At 47.0% G+C, this 19,139-nt stretch carries 20 protein-coding genes; 12 read left to right on the forward strand and 8 right to left on the reverse strand.

The genetic code is table 11. From position 1 onward, the window contains the following. Positions 1-3: 3 nt before the first annotated feature. From dprA to BM331_RS05975, 3 genes are all read left to right on the forward strand, one after another. Positions 4-1,125, forward strand: a complete 1,122-nt coding sequence (dprA, locus tag BM331_RS05965) for a DNA-processing protein DprA (RefSeq protein ID WP_074927937.1) — start codon at positions 4-6, stop codon at positions 1,123-1,125. An 80-nt stretch (positions 1,126-1,205) separates the two neighbouring features. Next, positions 1,206-1,664, forward strand: coding sequence for a Smg family protein (locus tag BM331_RS05970; RefSeq protein ID WP_074927939.1), 459 nt, complete (start codon positions 1,206-1,208; stop codon positions 1,662-1,664). Positions 1,665-1,791: 127 nt separating this feature from the next. After that, positions 1,792-4,290 carry a DNA topoisomerase III gene (locus tag BM331_RS05975; RefSeq protein WP_074928175.1) on the forward strand — a complete coding sequence of 833 codons (2,499 nt, stop codon included), beginning with the start codon at positions 1,792-1,794 and terminating at the stop codon, positions 4,288-4,290. A 53-nt stretch (positions 4,291-4,343) separates the two neighbouring features. Here the strand turns inward: BM331_RS05975 and BM331_RS05980 are convergent, their stop codons facing one another. After that, entirely contained in the window at positions 4,344-4,595 is a 252-nt protein-coding gene (locus BM331_RS05980; RefSeq protein WP_074927941.1) for a hypothetical protein, read from the reverse strand. Positions 4,596-5,088: 493 nt separating this feature from the next. Between BM331_RS05980 and aroA the strand changes: the two genes are divergently transcribed. From aroA to pyrF, 6 genes are all read left to right on the forward strand, one after another. Further along, the gene (gene aroA / locus BM331_RS05985) at positions 5,089-6,390 is read left to right on the forward strand and encodes a 3-phosphoshikimate 1-carboxyvinyltransferase (protein WP_074927943.1); all 1,302 of its coding nucleotides are present in this window, start codon (positions 5,089-5,091) and stop codon (positions 6,388-6,390) included. Positions 6,391-6,469: 79 nt separating this feature from the next. Beyond that, positions 6,470-7,144, forward strand: coding sequence for a (d)CMP kinase (gene cmk / locus BM331_RS05990; protein ID WP_074927945.1), 675 nt, complete (start codon positions 6,470-6,472; stop codon positions 7,142-7,144). A 102-nt stretch (positions 7,145-7,246) separates the two neighbouring features. Next, positions 7,247-8,959, forward strand: coding sequence for a 30S ribosomal protein S1 (gene rpsA / locus BM331_RS05995; protein ID WP_074927947.1), 1,713 nt, complete (start codon positions 7,247-7,249; stop codon positions 8,957-8,959). 9 nt (positions 8,960-8,968) lie between these two features. Beyond that, positions 8,969-9,286, forward strand: coding sequence for an integration host factor subunit beta (locus BM331_RS06000; protein WP_074927948.1), 318 nt, complete (start codon positions 8,969-8,971; stop codon positions 9,284-9,286). A 362-nt stretch (positions 9,287-9,648) separates the two neighbouring features. Beyond that, positions 9,649-9,783 (forward strand): LapA family protein, encoded by a 135-nt coding sequence (locus BM331_RS12375; protein ID WP_177217842.1) that lies wholly within the window; start codon positions 9,649-9,651, stop codon positions 9,781-9,783. Positions 9,784-9,796: 13 nt separating this feature from the next. Further along, entirely contained in the window at positions 9,797-10,492 is a 696-nt protein-coding gene (gene pyrF, locus BM331_RS06010; RefSeq protein ID WP_074927952.1) for an orotidine-5'-phosphate decarboxylase, read from the forward strand. Here pyrF and BM331_RS06015 read toward each other — a convergent pair. From BM331_RS06015 to BM331_RS06035, 6 genes are all read right to left on the reverse strand, one after another. Continuing rightward, positions 10,487-11,527 (reverse strand): phytoene/squalene synthase family protein, encoded by a 1,041-nt coding sequence (locus BM331_RS06015; RefSeq protein WP_074927954.1) that lies wholly within the window; start codon positions 11,525-11,527, stop codon positions 10,487-10,489. The two genes, pyrF and BM331_RS06015, sit on opposite strands and share 6 nt — an antisense overlap. 21 nt (positions 11,528-11,548) lie before the next feature. Further along, positions 11,549-12,802, reverse strand: coding sequence for a diaminopimelate decarboxylase (gene lysA / locus BM331_RS06020; RefSeq protein ID WP_074927956.1), 1,254 nt, complete (start codon positions 12,800-12,802; stop codon positions 11,549-11,551). After that, the gene (lptM, locus tag BM331_RS12175) at positions 12,799-12,921 is read right to left on the reverse strand and encodes an LPS translocon maturation chaperone LptM (protein WP_371265341.1); all 123 of its coding nucleotides are present in this window, start codon (positions 12,919-12,921) and stop codon (positions 12,799-12,801) included. Before lptM ends, lysA begins: the two co-directional genes overlap by 4 nt. A 96-nt stretch (positions 12,922-13,017) precedes the next feature. Continuing rightward, the gene (locus tag BM331_RS06025) at positions 13,018-13,620 is read right to left on the reverse strand and encodes an ABC-type transport auxiliary lipoprotein family protein (protein ID WP_083414698.1); all 603 of its coding nucleotides are present in this window, start codon (positions 13,618-13,620) and stop codon (positions 13,018-13,020) included. Continuing rightward, the gene (locus tag BM331_RS06030; protein ID WP_074927960.1) at positions 13,617-14,522 is read right to left on the reverse strand and encodes an MlaD family protein; all 906 of its coding nucleotides are present in this window, start codon (positions 14,520-14,522) and stop codon (positions 13,617-13,619) included. The genes BM331_RS06025 and BM331_RS06030 overlap by 4 nt, the downstream gene beginning before the upstream one ends. A 27-nt stretch (positions 14,523-14,549) precedes the next feature. After that, positions 14,550-15,377 (reverse strand): inositol monophosphatase family protein, encoded by an 828-nt coding sequence (locus BM331_RS06035; protein WP_074927962.1) that lies wholly within the window; start codon positions 15,375-15,377, stop codon positions 14,550-14,552. A 50-nt stretch (positions 15,378-15,427) separates the two neighbouring features. On the opposite strand from BM331_RS06035, the gene BM331_RS06040 reads away from it, so the two are divergent. Next, complete coding sequence (locus BM331_RS06040) at positions 15,428-16,171, forward strand: RNA methyltransferase (RefSeq protein WP_074927964.1); 744 nt, start codon at positions 15,428-15,430, stop codon at positions 16,169-16,171. Between the two features lie 83 nt (positions 16,172-16,254). Here BM331_RS06040 and BM331_RS06045 read toward each other — a convergent pair whose 3' ends face one another. After that, entirely contained in the window at positions 16,255-16,869 is a 615-nt protein-coding gene (locus BM331_RS06045; RefSeq protein WP_074927966.1) for a glutathione S-transferase, read from the reverse strand. Between the two features lie 138 nt (positions 16,870-17,007). Between BM331_RS06045 and purB the strand changes: the two genes are divergently transcribed. Then, positions 17,008-18,384 carry an adenylosuccinate lyase gene (gene purB, locus BM331_RS06050; RefSeq protein WP_074927968.1) on the forward strand — a complete coding sequence of 459 codons (1,377 nt, stop codon included), beginning with the start codon at positions 17,008-17,010 and terminating at the stop codon, positions 18,382-18,384. Between the two features lie 136 nt (positions 18,385-18,520). Further along, positions 18,521-19,111, forward strand: coding sequence for a nucleotide exchange factor GrpE (gene grpE, locus BM331_RS06055; protein ID WP_074927970.1), 591 nt, complete (start codon positions 18,521-18,523; stop codon positions 19,109-19,111). Positions 19,112-19,139 lie beyond the last annotated feature (28 nt).

The following is a 19,139-nucleotide window of genomic DNA, read 5'->3' on the forward strand; positions in this document are numbered from 1 at the left end:
TCTATGCAGATTGACCGGGATATTGAATCTTGGCTGCGCCTTGGCCTGACAGAGGGTGTGGGGAGTGGAAACTTGCGCCGATTGCTGGTCGCTTTTGGCGATCCGGCTGAGGTACTTGCTGCAAACCAGCAGGCGCTTGAAGGTATCGTAAAAAAAACAGTTGCCACCAGTATTTTTCAGCGCAAAGTGGATGAGGATAAATTTGCCAGAACTATTGAATGGCTGCAAAATCCGCTTAATTCATTGATTACGTTGGCAGATCCAGATTATCCGGAACTTCTGCTCAATATCCCTGATCCCCCTCCAATCCTGTATTTTAAAGGCCAGCGGAAATTTTTGGCGCGACCGGCCCTGGCAATTGTCGGCAGTCGCAATGCAACGCCGCAGGGATTTGCAAATGCCGATGCCTTTGCCGAGGCTGCCAGTAACGCAGGATTCTGTGTGGTCAGTGGTCTGGCGCAAGGTATTGATACAGCGGCCCATCAGGGCGGGTTGCGCGGCGCGTCTTCCAGCATGGCTATTGTTGGCACCGGACTTGATCTGGTCTATCCCTCCAGGAATCGTGAACTTGCCCATAAGTTGGCAGATGAGGGTGCTTTGATTTCCGAGTTTCCCTTGGGGGTGCCCGCCATGAGCAAAAATTTTCCGCGCAGAAATCGTATCATCAGCGGTATGTGTCATGCATGTCTGGTGGTGGAAGCTACGTTGTATAGCGGATCACTCATTACTGCCAGGCTGGCGCTAGAGCAAGGGCGTGATGTAATGGCAATACCCGGTTCCATTCATTCTCCTCTGTCAAAAGGCTGTCATGCATTGATTAAACAGGGCGCAAAACTGGTTGAGAATATTCAGGATATTCTGGATGAGTTGAATCATCAGCCGGTACAGCAAATCGAATCCACTCGGGCTGATCATAATGAAACGGGTGGATCGGCAAGTACAAATGGTGATTGCATTGATGATGCCGGGCTACTAATATATTTTGACTATGATGCCATCGATATTGATACGCTTTGTACACGCAGTGGCTTGACGGTTGAGATGGTATCCGCCATGCTGTTGACCTTGGAATTGGAAGGCAGGATTGGTAGTCTTCCCGGGGGAAAATACCAACGTGTTCGCTGATTCATCGAGTATTTGGTGGTATTCGTTACCCTGTTTCAAGTGTCTTATAGTGGTTTTAATTTGAGGCTGCAGGGTGGGCTATGTTCGATATTCTTGTTTACTTGTTTGAAAATTACTTCGATACCGGAAACTATCCGGATCCTGCTACGTTGACCCGGAAATTAACCATGGCTGGCTTTGATGATGAAGAAATTACGCTGGCACTTGACTGGTTATCCGAATTTTCTCATCACGATGCGGAAGGTTATCTGGCTGGGTTGGCTGAAAGTAATTCAATGCGCCATTTTACAAAAGAAGAAATGGAGATTATTGATACGGAAGGACGCGGATTTATTTTTTTTCTTGAACAGGCTGGTGTCATTAATCCGTTGCAACGTGAATTGTTAATCGACCGGGTCATCCGTATGGATGGTGATACCTCCAGCGTGGAAAAGATAAAATTGGTGGTGCTGTTTGATCTCTGGATTCAGAATCAGTTGGCTGACAGCAATACCATCGAAAAATTATTTGTAGTCAGTGATTCCCACCAGCGGCACTGATGTTTTGCAGGCACTCTTTTCATCAAACCCGTTTATGACCAGCAGCCAGGAAATCGGATAATTTGATCGACTGACGTAGCTCGTGTGTCAGTTGTTCATTGTGTCTGTAGCAGTTTATAAGTACCTTATGAGTAAAAAACTAATTATCGCTGAGAAGCCTTCTGTTGCTAATGATATAGCGCGTGTCCTGGGCGGATTTACCAAGCAGGGTGACTATTTCGAGAGTGATGAATATGTCTTGTCCTCTGCAATCGGGCATTTGCTGGAACTGATTGTTCCGGAAGAATATGAAGTCAAGCGAGGAAAATGGAGTTTTGATCATTTACCCGTTATTCCTCCACGCTTTGATCTTGCTCCGATCGAGAAAACTATGGATCGCCTCAAACTGTTGAGCAGGCTGATCAAGCGCAAAGATGTTGATATGCTAATTAATGCCTGCGATGCAGGGCGTGAAGGTGAGCTGATCTTTCGTTATATCGTGCGTCATACCGGCAGCAAAAAACCGATTAAACGTTTGTGGCTGCAATCTATGACACCGGTGGCCATACGGGAAGCTTTTACAAATCTACTGGAAGATAGCGAAGTGCAGCCTCTGGCAGATGCAGCCGTCAGCCGTTCTGAAGCGGATTGGCTGGTGGGTATTAATGGCACACGTGTCATGACTGCATTCAACTCGCAAGAAGGCGGATTTCATAAAACGACAGTCGGGCGTGTACAAACGCCTACACTTGCCATACTGGTTGAACGGGAAGAGGCGATCAAGAAGTTTGTGGCCAGGGACTATTGGGAGATTCATGCTGTTTTTCAGGCAGAAAGTGGCTCCTATAAAGCGAAGTGGTTTGATGAAAGCTTCAGCAAGCGTAAGGATGAATCTGAATCCAGAGCGGATCGGATTTGGGATCATGCCAGGGCTGAAGCGATTCGGGATAAATGCCATGGGCGAACCGGGATTGTTTCCGAAGAAAGCAAACCGGCCAGGGAAAACTGTCCTTTACTATATGATCTGACCAGTCTGCAACGGGAGGCCAATAGTCGTTTTGGTTTTTCTGCTAAAACGACGCTAGGACTTGCTCAGGCCTTGTACGAGAAACATAAGGTGCTGACTTATCCTCGTACTGATTCGCGTGCACTCCCTGAAGATTATCCGGAAACAGTCAGGGATACGCTGCAGGCGCTAAAAGAATCACATTATGATCAGTTTGCCAGTCAGATTTTAAAATCTGACTGGGTGAAACCGAATAAACGGATTTTCAATAATGCAAAGGTTTCAGATCACTTTGCGATTATCCCTACAGCGCTTGTTCCAAAGAAGCTCAATGAAGCGGAAGAGAAGCTCTACGATCTGGTAACCAAACGGTTTTTGGCAATTTTCTATCCGGCGGCCGAGTTTTTGATCACCACCCGCATTACAAGGGTGGAAGATGAACCTTTTAAAACGGAAGGCAAGGTTTTGGTGCATGCTGGCTGGCAGACTGTTTATGGCAAGGTGGAATCTGTCCGGGGGCAGGAAGAAGAGTCAGTGCTGGTGGCAGTGACACCGGGCGAAGCAGTTCTGGCCCAGGAAGTGACTGCGGTTGCCAATCAAACGCGTCCCCCTGCCAGATATAACGAATCCACGTTGTTATCCGCGATGGAGGGTGCCGGAAAACTGGTGGAAGATGAAGAATTGCGTGCAGCCATGAGTGCTAAAGGGTTGGGTACACCCGCTACACGTGCAGCCATCATAGAAGGCTTGATTCATGAAAATTATGTTGAGCGTGCAGGAAGGGAGTTGCAACCGACAGCCAAGGCATTCTCGCTAGTGACTTTGTTGCGGGGAATCAAGGTTCCCGAGCTGATTTCACCCGAGTTGACCGGAGACTGGGAATTCAAGTTACGTCAAATTGAGCAGGGCCAGCTTAAGCGTGATGTCTTCATGGAGAAGATTGCCACGATGACCCATCATATCGTCGAGCAAGCTAAAAATCATCGGGGTAAGACTATCAGCGGAGATTTTGCAACTCTCCAGGTGCCTTGTCCTAAATGCAGTGGCGTAATAAAGGAAACCTATAAAAAATTTCAATGTCAGCAATGTGATTTTGCGTTGTGGAAGATTTTGGCAGGACGGCAGTTCGAGGTAAATGAAATGGAAACTCTGATTTCCACCCGCGAGGTTGGTCCTTTGTCAGGTTTTCGAAGCAAGATGGGGCGTGCATTCAACGCTCTTGTCAGGTTGACGGATGATCATGAAATGAAGTTTGATTTTGGCAATGAAGCCACTCAAACAGAAGAGGAGGTCGATTTTTCGGCGCAACACACGCTTGGAAAATGTCCTCAGTGTGGCCATTCTGTATATGAACACAAGTTATTTTATGTTTGTGAGAAGGCGGTAGGTACAAGCTCCTCCTGCAGTTTCAGAACTGGAAAAATTATTCTGAATCGTGCTATCGATACGGAACAGGTAATCAAACTGCTTCAGACGGGTAGAACCGATTTGTTGACAGGATTTATTTCCAAGAAAGGGCGGCCTTTTTCTGCTTACTTGGTTGTAGGACCGGAAGGCAAGATCGGATTTGAGTTTGAGCAGAAAAAAATAAAGAGCAAGCGTGCTGACGCTGTTCCGGAAACCGGCAAAGCAGTTTCTTGATCTGACCGGTAGATATCTTTCATTTTTTGTGTGTTTCCGGAACAGGCGTCAGGTTAGCCATATATATAAATAATATAGCGAACGATACCTGAAATAGCAGTGATAAGGATGGACAGGCTGCCTACCAGCGCAAGTCCTTCGACCACGAAGAAAGATAGTGCGTGTCCCAGGCTCCTGTATTCCATTTCTCCGGATTCATTACGGTGCCGGTCTTTGCGAATTTTAACCCAATAGAGAACCATGAAGGCAATCGGAAGGGCCAGTATCGAATAAAGCAAGTTGGCTATTGGTGCGGTATCTTCCATCAGTTAACCTCGTTGAATATGAATAAAGTTATTATAAGAAAAGGGTTGTATTGTATTTGATCTGAGGTGGCTTTAGTAGGGTCGGTTGCGTTAATGTTTCGGTGACAGATGTGAATTGTTAATTTATAGGTAAGTCATTCAATAAGGATCTGTTCAAGATCTTGATCAAGGGATACAGTGCAAGGCAAAATTAAACAAGAAAGCAGAGCATACTTGTGAAGTATATGAGAATTTTTAGTTCAATTTCAACGCCGTAATGCGCCCTTCAGTGAGATATTGAACAGATTCTAGGGGTTGTCGGTACAAAAAATATCCGGAGCCTAAGCGGGTAGAATTCGGCTAAATAATCTAAAAACAGAATTACCACTTTAATGTACATTTGCCTAATTTGAAAATGATTCACGAAGCTGAATCAACTATTGTTGAACGAATGAAAAGAAATTATTGTGTCTTGATTGGTTCTTGCCTTTTGCTGGTAGAAGGTCGCTAGCTTATGGAATGGCTTGATCTTCCTCTGGTTCGTTGTGCAACAGGTAAGGTGCGTTTGCCGGGTTCGAAAAGTATTTCTAATCGTGTTCTTCTGTTGTCTGCACTTGCTGAAGGTACTACCGTAATTAGCAATCTGCTCGAATCTGATGATACTGAGCGGATGTTGGATTCTCTAAAGATGCTCGGGATAGCTGTTACTCGCACTGATGAAGGTCGTTATCTGATAACGGGGTGCAGTGGAGGATTTACCGTAAAAGAAGCTGAACTGTTTCTGGGCAATGCCGGAACAGCCTTTCGTCCGTTAACTGCGGTACTGTCATTGATGCATGGTCATTATTATCTCTCTGGTGTGCCACGTATGCATGAGCGGCCGATTGGCGATTTGGTGGATGCGTTACGTCAAGTTGGGGCTGTAATTACCTACCTTGAGCGAGAGCATTTTCCTCCATTGGAGATCCATCCGGCTGCAATCCACCCAGCTGATATTCTTATCAATGGAAATATTTCCAGTCAGTTTCTCAGCGGATTGCTGATGGCGCTGCCTCTGGCTGGTGAGCCAGCAACCATCATTGTTAACGGTACACTTATCTCGCAACCCTACGTAACGCTCACCATTGCGCAAATGGCCCATTTTGGCGTACGGGTTGAACAGGAATCCTGGCTGCGTTTTATCGTGCCGGGGAATCAGATTTATCGCAGCCCGGGAAAGATCGCTGTTGAAGGGGATGCCTCGTCTGCCTCCTATTTTCTTGCTGCTGGAGCTATAGCAGGTGGATCGGTGCGTGTTGATGGCGTGGGGCGCGATAGTTGTCAGGGAGATATTCGTTTTGTTGAAGCGTTAGAAGCGATGGGAGCTTGTATCAAAATAGGGAGTGACTGGATAGAATCCAGTGCCCCAGGTTGTGGGCCTGGCGGTAAGGTTTTAAAGGCGATTGATTTTGATTGTAACCATATCCCTGACGCTGCCATGACACTGGCTACAACCGCATTGTTTGCGCAAGGGACAACTACGCTCAGGAATATAGCAAGTTGGCGAGTCAAGGAAACAGACCGGATCGCTGCGATGTCAACAGAGCTTCGCAAGCTGGGTGCTCAAGTGGAATCTGGCGATGATTTTCTGCGGATCACGCCACCGGGCGGTTCTTTGGCGGCTAATGCAGTGATCGATACCTACGACGATCATCGGATGGCGATGTGCTTTTCCCTGATATCCCTGGGCGCACCAGTGCGCATCAATGACCCGCATTGTGTGGCTAAAACTTTCCCGGATTATTTTGAAAAATTCGCAGCAATTACACACCAATAATTTCCAGCAGTGTATTGAACCCGAATTTTACAAGCAACAATTTAAATGCCGGAAGTATCTTGCTTGGATCGAGTGAATCATGAAAAATCAATATGTTCCGGTAATTACACTGGATGGTCCTTCCGCATCAGGGAAAGGTACAATCGCCCGTCTTGTATCACAGGCGCTCGGGTTTCATTACCTTGATAGTGGTGCACTTTATCGTCTGGTGGCGCTGGCTGCTATGAAGCGCAATGTAGATGCCGGTGATGAGCAAAGAGTGGTTGGTATTGCCCGGTGTCTGGATGTGTCTTTCATAGATTCATCAATTCGGCTGGACGGGGAAGATGTAAGTGATGAAGTCCGCGCAGAAGCATGCGGAGAGTATGCTTCTAAAATCGCACAATATTCTGCGCTCAGAGTAGAGCTGCTGGGGCGCCAACGGGATTTCCGCAAACTACCGGGTCTGGTGGCTGACGGACGCGACATGGGATCGGTCATTTTTCCTGACGCCACTTTGAAAATTTATCTTACTGCCAATGAAGAAGAGCGCGCGCGTCGGCGCCATAAGCAGTTGATGGAGAAGGGAATAAATGCTAACATCGCGAATCTTGTCCTGGCTCTTCACGAGCGTGATGGGCGTGACAGCAAGCGTGCTGCGTCGCCACTGCAACAGTGTGAGGATACACGTTTGCTGGATACAACTGGCCTCAATATAGATCAGGTTGTCGGCAAGGTATTGGGTATGTATGCTGACTCCGGTAGTGTTGAGTGACTTTGGAATTTAAGTTTTTCTGTTGTTATTTTTTTATTAACCAACCAACCTGTCCCCTTTTGTTTTTTAGAGGGGAATTGTTTACGATCGGGTATTTTTTAAATGACTATTGCAACCAGTGTAGCGGATTCTACAGAAAGCTTTGCCGAACTTTTCAATGAGAGCCTTTCGCATAAGGAAATGCGTGTGGGTGAAGTGATTACTGCTGAAATTATTCGTGTTGATTACAACTTTGTTGTGGTTAATGCAGGGCTTAAATCCGAGAGCTATATCCCGATTGAAGAATTCAAGAATGACAGGGGTGAGGTTGAGGCTCATGAGGGCGACTTTATCAGTGTTGCTATTGAAGCGCTTGAAAATGGTTATGGTGAAAGCCGATTGTCGAGAGACAAGGCAAAACGCCTGAATGCCTGGTATGAGCTGGAAGATGCAATGGAAAAAGGCACGATTGTTACCGGTATGGTTAACGGAAAAGTAAAAGGCGGTTTGACGGCCACAATCAATGGTATTCGTGCTTTTCTGCCAGGCTCCCTGGTGGATATCCGTCCGGTTAAAGACATGACGCCTTATGAAAACAAGGAAATGGAATTCAAGGTGATCAAGCTTGATCGCAAGCGTAATAATGTGGTTGTATCCAGGCGTGCAGTGCTGGAAGAGACTCAGGGAGCCGACCGGGATGAGTTACTGGCCAGTTTGCAGGAAGGGGCGGTTGTCCAGGGAATTGTCAAGAATATTACGGACTACGGTGCATTTGTCGATCTAGGTGGTATTGATGGATTGCTGCACATTACCGATCTTGCTTGGCGTCGTGTCAAACATCCAACTGAAGTTATCAATGTTGGTGATGAAGTTTCTGCCAAAATCCTAAAATTTGATCAGGAAAAAAATCGTGTCTCCCTGGGGTTGAAGCAACTCACGGAGGATCCGTGGATTGGTCTTTCCAGGCGCTATCCTCAGGGTACACGCATGTTCGGCAAAGTTACCAATATGACTGATTATGGTGCCTTTGTTGAAATTGAGCAGGGTATCGAGGGCTTGGTACATGTCTCGGAAATGGACTGGACCAACAAAAATGTTTATCCGTCCAAAATTGTGCAGTTGGGTGATGAAGTCGAAGTCATGATTCTTGAGATTGATGAAGATCGTCGGCGTATTTCACTGGGCATGAAGCAGTGCAAACCTAATCCTTGGGAAGAATTCTCAGTGAGTCACGAAAAAGGCAACAAAGTGACTGGTCAAATTAAATCCATTACAGATTTCGGTTTATTCATCGGATTGCCAGGGAATATTGATGGTTTAGTACATCTGTCCGATCTTTCCTGGATTCAGCCAGGTGAAAAAGCAATCAGTGAATTTAAAAAAGGTGATGAGGTGGAAGCTGTAGTGTTGTCCATCGATGTAGAGAAAGAGCGTATTTCTTTGGGTATCAAGCAGTTGGAAGGTGATCCCTTTAATATTTGTGTCGCTTCACATGATAAAGGCAGCCTTGTCAAGGGTACTGTAAAATCTGTGGATGCCAAGGGTGCCGTTATTGCGCTGACGGATGATGTAGAGGGTTATTTGCGCGCTTCTGAACTTTCTCGTGACAAGATCGAAGATATCCGTACTCGTGTTAACGAAGGGGATGAGCTTGAGGCCGTGATTATTAATATTGATCGCAAGAGTCGAAGTATCAGTCTGTCAGTTAAAGCCAGGATCCAAGAGGAAGAAGATAAAGCGATCAGATCGCTGGCCCCATCTCCAGCCAGTGCGGGTACTACTAATCTGGGTGCATTACTTAAAGCCAAGATCGATAGTAAATCTTCAGAAGAATAAAAGCTGGTTATGACGAAATCCGAATTGATTTCCAGGCTGGCGGAACGCTTTCCGCAGCTGCTGGCAAAGGATGCAGAATTAGTCGTCAAGATTATTCTGGATGCAATGGCCAAAAGCCTTGCCAGAGGGGAACGTATCGAGATTCGTGGATTTGGCAGCTTCGATCTAAATTACAGGCCTTCACGTGTTGGGCGTAACCCTAAATCAGGTGAAAAGGTTCATGTGCCGGAGAAATATGTTCCTCACTTCAAGGCAGGTAAAAAAATGCGAGAACTGATTGATTCCAGCCATAAACAGCACGGCCTGTTTGATCAGGCTACAGGTTAGAAATCCGTGTATCTTGAAAATAACGCTGCATCAGCAGGAAGCGTGTTTCATTTTTTTTCGATTTTTATTGCATAAATCTACAATATGCCCTGGAATCGTGAATTACTGATCACGCTTTCCTGCGTGATTGCTTGGAACAGGTAGGTTTTCCGGGTATGTTGCAATCAGATAAATAAGTGAGAGCGGGTTTAGGTTTATTATCTGGAAAATCTAATTGGAGTTGCTATCAGGTTATCCTGATGGTCTCATCTCCCTTTATTTTACTTTTCTGAGTTGAATCAGAAGAAATGCGCATATTTATGACCCTTGTACGCCTGATTGTCTTTTTGTTTCTACTCAGTGTTGCTGTCAAGAATTCTGAGATGGTGACAATACACTATTATCTTGGAATGGAATGGGAAGTCCCTGTAGTAGTCGTGCTTTTCCTTTGTTTCACAGTAGGCGCCCTGTTCGGATACCTATCCTGCCTCATTAAAAAAATCCGTAAAACCCCCTGATATTACTGGCTATATGAATGATCCGCGTATTATCGTCGCACTGGATTTTTCTGACCAAGGTACGGCGTTAAATTTTGTAGCTACGCTGGATAGCAGACTTTGTCGAGTTAAGGTTGGAAAAGAACTTTTTACCCTGGCAGGGCCACAGTTGATCGAGAAATTGATGCGACTGGGCTTTGATGTTTTTCTTGATTTGAAATTTCACGATATTCCGAACACTGTTGCGGCGGCCTGTAGTGTTGCGTCTAGTTTGGGTGTATGGATGATCAATGTACATGCGCTAGGAGGAAGCAAAATGCTGCTTGCTGCCCGACAGGCATTGGACGGGAAGAGAACCAGACTCATCGCTGTAACCTTGCTTACCAGTATGAATCATGATGACTTAAGTGAGATAGGTATATCTGGACCGCCGGAAATCATCGTGCAGCGACTGGCTCTGCTTGCACAGCGTTGTGGTTTGGATGGCGTGGTTTGTTCGGCGCTGGAAGCAGCTAATCTGAGAGAGGTGGCAGGTAAGGATTTCTGGCTGGTAACTCCCGGTATTCGATCATCAGATGATAATAAGGATGATCAGGCAAGGGTTGCGACGCCGACTATGGCAATACGGAACGGGGTTAGCTACCTTGTGATAGGCAGGCCGATTACCCGCTCACCAGATCCGCTTAAAGCACTCCAGCGATTTAATGACGAGATTGTTGCAGTTTTATAATTCAGTAATTTGTACTTCTGGCAGATTTCTGGAAGATATTGCAAAAACCTTTCTAAGTGCCCAGTCCTGACTGGCCAGAAGACTGGTGATTAAAACGGTTGCTTTGACGCTCCTGCGAGAAATTTTCACCTGCACCCCAGCAGTAAAATTACGCTTGTTATTAATTCTATTCAAAGTAAGTACAGCCATACCTATCGCCCACAGACAGAAGCGGCGTATCCCTGTTTCATGCGATGGGATCAGACAGGTGTAGATCATTGCGTTGTGCAGATGTGATTTTGCAATACCAATCAGGACACCTAGCCCATCATGGAAACCTTGTGCGCAATGGCCTGGTTGTAAATTATCGAGATCAAACCCTTCTTCCAGAAAAATATCTCTTGGCAACCAGCATGCTCCCCGCTTTCTATCTTCCCAGATATCTTTCAGAATATTGGTCATTTGTAATCCCTGACCAAAAGATACAGCCAATTTCATCAGGGTTGATTTATGTTGATTGATTTCCGGGGAATAATCACAGAATAATTCAGTTAGCATTTCACCAACTACACCGGCAACGTGGTAGCAATACAGATCCATCGCGGCCAGGTTTTCAAGTCCTGCCAGAGATTCTTTTTCCTGATATGCGGCCATTCCCTGCCCCATGATGCGAATACAACGTTCCAGCGCCTGGCGCTGCACAGCATTGAAGCTGTGTGTCATTCGAATAACGGCAGGGGTATTCTTGATGAGATCATGCTCTGCTGGAATAGTATGTTCTGAAAGTAGAGGGTACAAGGCTTGTGCAAAAATTTCAGCTTCAACGCTACCGCTGACGACCTTGGTGAACATTCCGGCCAGTTCACGTGTTTGCTCCAGCGTCAGGGCGCTGTCATCCTCAACTGTATCAACAATGCGACATAACAGATAGGCATTCCCTATCACTGCACGCAATGCTGGCGGCAATTGGGGAATAGTTAGTGCGAAAGTGCGCGATACGCCTTGCAGGATGAATTCCTGGTAGCGCACATCGTCGAGTGTGGTGATATCCGACATAATTGGAGTTATATGCGGGTTTCAGGTTGGTATCTTTTCCAGAGCATACAGATCTTCTATTGTTTCACGTGCGCGAATGAGATGTACCGAGCTGCCGTCCACCATGACTTCAACTGCACGTGGGCGGGTATTATAATTTGAGCTCATACTCATGCCATACGCGCCTGCAGACATAACAGCCAATAAATCATTATTTTCCAGAGTCAGGTTACGGTCATGGCCGAGAAAATCGCCTGTCTCGCAAACAGGTCCGACGATCTGGTAAATTTTTGTCTCTTCTGTGCGTCTGGTGATTGGCAATATTGAATGGTAGGCCTGGTACAGAGCTGGCCTCAACATGTCGTTCATTGCAGCATCAACAATTGCGAAATTGCGGTGTGGTGCGTGTTTGAGATAATGCACCCGGGTCAGTAGCAATCCCGCATTCCCTACCATTGAACGTCCTGGCTCGATAAGCAATTGCTGCGGATAATTTTCTGTAGCCGCGCATAATGCCTTGACATACTCCTCTATCGTGGGAGGGGTTTCCAGATCATAACGAACTCCCAGTCCTCCACCGAGATCCAGATGCTCAATGGAAATACCTGTTGCTTGTAATCGTGCCAGCAAATCCAGCATTTTATGGGCTGCTTCAATGAATGGCGCAATTTCAGTCAATTGCGAGCCAATATGACAATCCAGCCCTGAGACACGGATAAAGGGGAGCTGTTGCGCTATTGCGTATATCCGTTCAGCCTCTGCAGTCGGGATACCAAACTTGTTTTCTTTCATTCCTGTGGAAATGTAAGGGTGAGTGTTGGCATCCACATCCGGGTTGACGCGCAGGCTGACCGGCGCAATTTTTCCCATTTGTCCGGCAATTTCATTCAATGCGATCAGTTCCATTTCTGATTCAACATTGAAACAGAGAATATTGGCCGCCAGTGCTATACGAATTTCCTCAAATGTTTTGCCTACTCCAGAGAAAACCGTTTTTTGCAGATCGCCTCCTGCTTTCAATACTCGCTGCAATTCCCCGCCAGAGACGATATCAAAGCCGCTGCCCAAGCGAGCAAGCAGGTTCAATACAGCAAGATTTGAATTGGCTTTTACCGCGTAGCAGATCAGATGGTTTCTCTGACCGAAGGCGCGATCAAAGGTTTGGTAAGCTGTGCGGATTGCCGCACTTGAGTAAACATAGCAAGGGGTGCCAAATTCAGCTGCAATTGCTGTCAGTGGAACTTCTTCTGCAAAAAGCTGGTGGTCTCGATAATTAAATGAGCTGAAATGGCTCATGACTTTTCCTGCTTATTGTTTTTAACAGGTTGATCCTGTGGGAGATAAAGTGAACTTTTATAGCCACAGGCAGACAGGAGCAACTGTAATAAAAGAATCAGACTAAGTATGCGCATCATTGATTAGCCGAAGAAATAGATAGAAAGCTGGTCAATTGTGCAAAGTGTCGGGTAAGTAGCAGATTAGCGATCATAGAGCCAAAGATACTGTATTCATTATTGACGAATGTCGGATAACCACTGTACCAGCTCATTCAACAAGTTGTCACTTACCTGAATAAAGGCTGTAACTGAACCCGCTGCATCCGCTGTTTGAGTTTCTTGTCTTCCCAGAAAGCTCTGGTGTGCAATTGGCAAGCGTGAGGTTGGTTCATACAGAGAAGCACGTAGTTGAACAATAACCTGGCTATTACCCGGTGTATTAAAAATCTGGGTGAACTCCCCCAGATCAATTTTTAACAGATAGTTTACAGGCGTATCGTCTTTATGGTGTCTGTCGATGTTTCCAGTCGCAAAATACTGCCTGAGACGCTCGGTTAATAGTTCTGCTGGTGGTGCATTCCAGCGACTGTCAGCATAGGTGTAGATACGGGCAGGATCATGATAGGCAAGCCGGTAATGGATGGATTGAGTATCCAGCCAGACGGGTGCAGTGATATTTGCAATCTGAATAGTCGCTTGAGAGGACAGGGAAGCTCCGGGCGCGATAGCAGATGATGGACCAAGATCATAAACTGATATGGAGGATCGCACTTTGGGTGTCAAGGTACACCCTGTCAGCAAAACAGCCAGAAGTACAACAGAAATTTTTACCATCATTTTATTGGCTGTGGTGGCGTGAATCCTGGTTCACCAGGACCAGGCAAGGCGGGTGGCTTGCCAAATACCAAGCTTTGTGGATGTGCTTCCAGCAAATTTAGCAACTGATTCAGTTTGCGAGTGCTCTGCGTGACAGCCTGGCCAGTTTCATTCAGATTGGCCAGGGTATGAGCCATCTCAAGCGATCCCTGGGTCAGGTTGTCTATTAGTCCTTGCTGCTGATTCAGTTTTTGTAGAACCTGACTGGTATTTTCCATGACCTGACGGGTTTGCCTGAATGTCGATGTGAATTCTCCAGTTAGTTGCGGCAAGGTTTGCAAACCATTCTGGAGCTCCTCTGTCAATTTGTCATAATGCTGAACTGTCAGTTCCAGGTGGCTCAAAATCTTGCCAATATGCGCCTGATTTTTCTTATTAAGCAGATTGTTTATCTGCTTAATTACTGTGCTTGAATTCTTGAGAATTTCTTCCAGAGAGTCGGAAAGGGTTTTAATAAGAGAAGCTCTCAGGAAAATATGTGCTTCGTTTTCCAGGTAACCGGTTCCTGTTTCAGAGGCATCATCATTCAGTTCGATATAAGTCAATCCGGTGATACCCTGGCTGGCCAGTTGTGCGTAGATACTTTTGGGAAGCGTAACGTGACTACTGACAGCGATACGGACGATGATGTTGCGTATATTTTCCTTGTCAAAGTAAATTTCCTCGACTTTCCCAATATTTACTCCGCGGTAACGAACGGATGCTTCCGGATTTAATCCGGATACAGAGCCACCAGCAGAGATCAGAAAATAATGATTGTGATTGATATTGTCACGGCTGAGCCATTTGACCGCCATGACCGTCGCTACTCCCAGGAAGAGTACGAACAGGCCGGCAGCAAATGCGTGTGCTCGATTCTCCATCGGGCTCTCCTGTGATTAACCTCAAAATTACTTGGCCGCTTCGCGATTCTCAGCGAGAAGCTGTTCGGTCAGATGGGGAGTGATAATCTGGAGAAGCTGGGAGAAGATTTTGGGATTGCCTGCAACGATCTGCCCGCTTTGCATGTAATGTCCGTTCCCTTCCAGATCACCAACCATGCCACCTGCTTCGAGGATAAGCAGACATCCGGCTGCGATATCCCACGGTGCCAACCCGGTTTCCCAGAAGCCATCGTAACGCCCGGCGGCAACGTAAGCGAGATCCAGTGCTGCAGAGCCCGGGCGGCGAATACCGGCTGTTTTGGGAATCATATCTCTAAATATGGCCAGGTAGGCATCCATGTGCGTGAAATCTCTAAACGGGAATCCAGTGCCGATCAGGCATTCGCCCAACTGCGCTCGTTTGCCAACACGGATACGATGATTATTAAGAAAGGCACCGCTGCCGCGCGTGGCAGTAAATAATTCATCGCTTACCGGGTCGTAGATGACCGCCTGTGACAAAATTCCACGGTGTAACAACGCGATTGAGACACAGTATTTTGGAAATCCATGCAGGAAATTGGTGGTGCCGTCCAATGGATCAATGATCCACTGATATTCTGATTTATTTGCATTCCCGCTGGCGCCGCTTTCTTCTGCTAGAATCGAATGATCAGGGTATGCATCCAGCAATATTTTGATAATGGCATCTTCAGCAGCTTTGTCCACTTCGCTGACAAAATCGCTGTGAGCTTTGCGCGAAATAGTCAGCCGATCCAGATCCATTGAGGCACGATTGATGATGTTGCCGGCTCGGCGAGCTGCCTTGACTGCAATGGTAAGCGTGGGATGCATGATAAAGAATTTACTTTAGAAACAAATGACTGGAAAACCACTATTCTAATATGAATCCCGTCTCGCCGCTCGATAATGTCCGGATTGTGTTGAGCCATACCAGCCACCCAGGCAATATCGGTGCAACGGCCCGAGCCATGAAAACCATGGGGCTGAACAAGCTTTACCTTATCAACCCGAAATCCTTTCCAGATAGTGAGGCGGATGCCCGCGCCTCCAATGCACGCGACATACTGGAAACGGCGCACGTCTGCAGCAACCTGGAGGAGGCGCTGGGAGATACTTTTCTGGCTGCTGCCCTGACTGCTCGCCGGCGTGATTTGCCGCACCCAACCAGTAATGCCAGACAGGCAGCCATTGAGCTGATCCGACATGCGCAGCATCGTCCGGTAGCGCTGCTGTTTGGCCGGGAAAGTGCTGGATTGACTGCAGCGGAAATCAGTCATTGCCAGGTAACGGTGCAGATTCCGGCTAACCCTGATTGTTCCTCGCTTAATCTGGCAGCTGCGGTGCAGGTTATGGCTTATGAGCTGCGCATGGTATGTGAAGAAGATGCTGCGCAGTATTTTGCCTCCCGGTTGCCGGATGCCGCCAGCCTGCATGAAATTGAAGGATTACACTCTCACCTGGAGCGGGTTATGATCCACAGTGGATTTATGGATCCTGATCAACCCAAACACCTCATGCGCCGGATGCGCCGTTTGTTTGCACGTACCCGGCTGGAAAAAGAAGAGGTGAATATTTTGCGTGGCCTGCTGACTGCGGTCGATCCGCGTCATTCATCCAAAATCTGATTTTTTCCGGGCACTCAGCCTATTTGGCTGATGTTCCCGGAACCACGCTGTTTCCTGGCTTTGTTTCTTGGTGATTCGGTTGATTAATTCGGAGCAACGGTTGTTTTAAATGATTGGCGTTCTGCCAGTTTATTAGCCAGCCGGACAAGATTGGGGTAAGTACCACGCCATTTAACCTCGGCGAAACGGGCATCCAGATAACCAAATGCACAGCCGAGTGCGATATCAGCCAAGGTCATGGATGCTCCTTCGCACCATGTTTGATCACCCAGATCCGATGAAGTAGCCTGCAATCCCTGGTCAATTTTCTTTTGCTGACGTTCTATCCATTCATGGCTTTGCTGTGATTCAGGGCGTTTCCGTTCAAGATAAATTGCCACGCAGGCATCAATGATTCCATCAGCAAGTGCTTCCCAGCGCTTGACGCGCAGTCGTTCAGATCCGGAGGCCGGGATCAGCCGGGTTGAGCCGGTTGCACCGTGATCGTCCAGATATTCAACGATCACTCGTGAATCAAACAGAATAAAGCCATCATCCAGAATCAGAGCTGGTACCTTGCCAAGCGGATTAACTTGGGCAACCTTGGTGTCAGGGCTGAATGGAGGATCATTGGTAAATTCATAGTTGACGCTTTTTTCAGCAAGCATGATGCGTACTTTGCGTACATACGGGCTGGTCAGTGATCCAATAAGCTTCATTTCATTGTCCTTTTTATTTTTGGAATATTGATTACGTCATTCTATCCCAGCCGGAGAGGGATGATGGCGAGCTGTGATAAAATGCGTGCTCCCGCACCGTGAATGCCCGAATTCAAACAATCATTTAAGCATTAATTGATGGATATCCAGACACTTCTCGCACTTTCTCCATTAGATGGCCGGTACCAGCAGAAGGTGGTAGCCTTGCGCCCCTTCTTCAGTGAATATGCGTTAATCCGTCACCGGATTCATGTGGAAATTGAGTGGTTTAAAGCAGTAGCGAATATCCCGGCCTTGACCGGTGTTTTACCTCTGTCAACTGGTGTGGTTGCACAGTTGGATCAGCTTTCGGAGAATTTTTCCATTGCCGATGCAGAAGCTGTCAAGGCTATCGAGGCGCGTACCAATCATGATGTAAAGGCGGTAGAGTACTGGCTGAAGGAGAAACTGGCTGGAGATCAGGAAATTGTGGCGCTCTCCGAGTTTATTCATTTTGCCTGCACTTCAGAAGATATCAATAACCTATCACACGGTCTGATGCTCAAACATAGCCGAGATCAGGTCATGCTCCCCGCGCTTGATGACATCATTAAACGACTCACAACGCTTGCCAGGGAATTGGCTGATGTTCCCATGCTTGCCCGTACGCATGGACAGGCAGCCACGCCGACTACCATGGGTAAGGAAATGGCCAATTTTGTCTACCGGTTGCGTCAGGGGCGTGAGTGTCTTGCCGCTATCACCATTTCCGGTAAAATCAATGGAGCGGTGGGCAATTACAATGCCCACATGGTTGCCCTTCCAGAATTCGACTGGGAAACGTTTGCTCGTTCCTTTGTTGAGAAACTCGGCATCACCTTCAATCCCTATACGATCCAAATCGAACCGCATGACACCATGGCCGAGCTGTTCGATGCCTACGCTCGCATCAATACGATCCTGCTTGATCTGAGCCGTGACATCTGGGGCTACGTTTCGCTGGGTTACTTTCGGCAGAAAACCAAAGTGGATGAGATTGGTTCCTCTACCATGCCGCATAAGGTCAATCCGATTGATTTTGAAAATTCGGAAGGCAATCTGGGTATTGCCAATGCCTTGCTCAGACACTTGAGTGAAAAATTACCGATCTCACGCTGGCAGCGTGATCTTACCGACTCGACCGTATTGCGCAATATGGGGGTGGCACTTGGTCATACGTTACTGGCCTATGACTCATGTCTTAAGGGGCTTGGAAAGCTGCAAGCAGATCCAATGCGTTTATCGGAGGATTTGCAGCATGCCTGGGAAGTTCTGGCCGAACCGATTCAAACCGTGATGCGTCGTTATGGAATAGCCAATCCGTATGAACAGCTCAAGGCTTTAACGCGCGGGAAAACGGGAATAGATCGCAACACACTTCAACAGTTTATCGAGCAACTTGATATTCCCGTGGCTGAAAGGGAACGCTTACTGCAGCTTACTCCCGCAAGTTACATCGGTCTGGCAGCGCACCTGGCAAAAAATATTAGCGACTGATTCCAGGAAGCTGATCTTCCCCACCGCCAATCTTTACACATTGAAACTGAGTACAGCCCCAATAATTTTTTTGTGATTGGGGTTGAAAAGGGAAATATTGACCCCACTATCACCGGCACCGTTACAGGAGGAGTCTATGCAAGAGCCACATAACCAGGAACCTATCGAAGAACAGAAGTTGCCGGAAATGGAGGATACTTTGGGAATACATCATTCCGGTGTATCAATGGAAAATACAGAAAAAGCCGGAGGGGGTGTTGTTATCCCTGATCTTGAGCAACAGCTGAGAGAGGCAGAGATAAGAGCAGCCGAGCATCATGATGCCTGGTTGCGTGCCAAGGCAGAAACCGAGAATATCCGCAAACGTGCGCAAACAGATGTTGCCAATACACACAAGTATGCTATCGATAATTTTGCTGCCCAGTTGCTGGCGGTGATGGATAGTCTGGATGCTGCGCTGGCTGTGGAAAATTCCACCATTGAGAGTTTGAAAGATGGTGTGGAACTTACGCGCAAGCAGCTTGAGGCGGTCTTTGAGAAATTCAACATTTATACCATCAATCCACAGGGAGAAAAATTTGACCCGCACCAGCATGAAGCCATGTGCACAGTGGAATCGGATATGCCTCCCAATACAGTCACGCAAGTCATGCAAAAAGGTTATATGTTGCATGAACGGATAATCCGACCTGCCATGGTTGCTGTTTCCAAGGCAAAAAGTACTTGAGATTTTCAGGAAAACCCTCATTTCATGT

It is taken from the genome of Nitrosomonas eutropha, assembly GCF_900116685.1.
Taxonomy (GTDB): Bacteria; Pseudomonadota; Gammaproteobacteria; order Burkholderiales; family Nitrosomonadaceae; genus Nitrosomonas; species Nitrosomonas eutropha_A.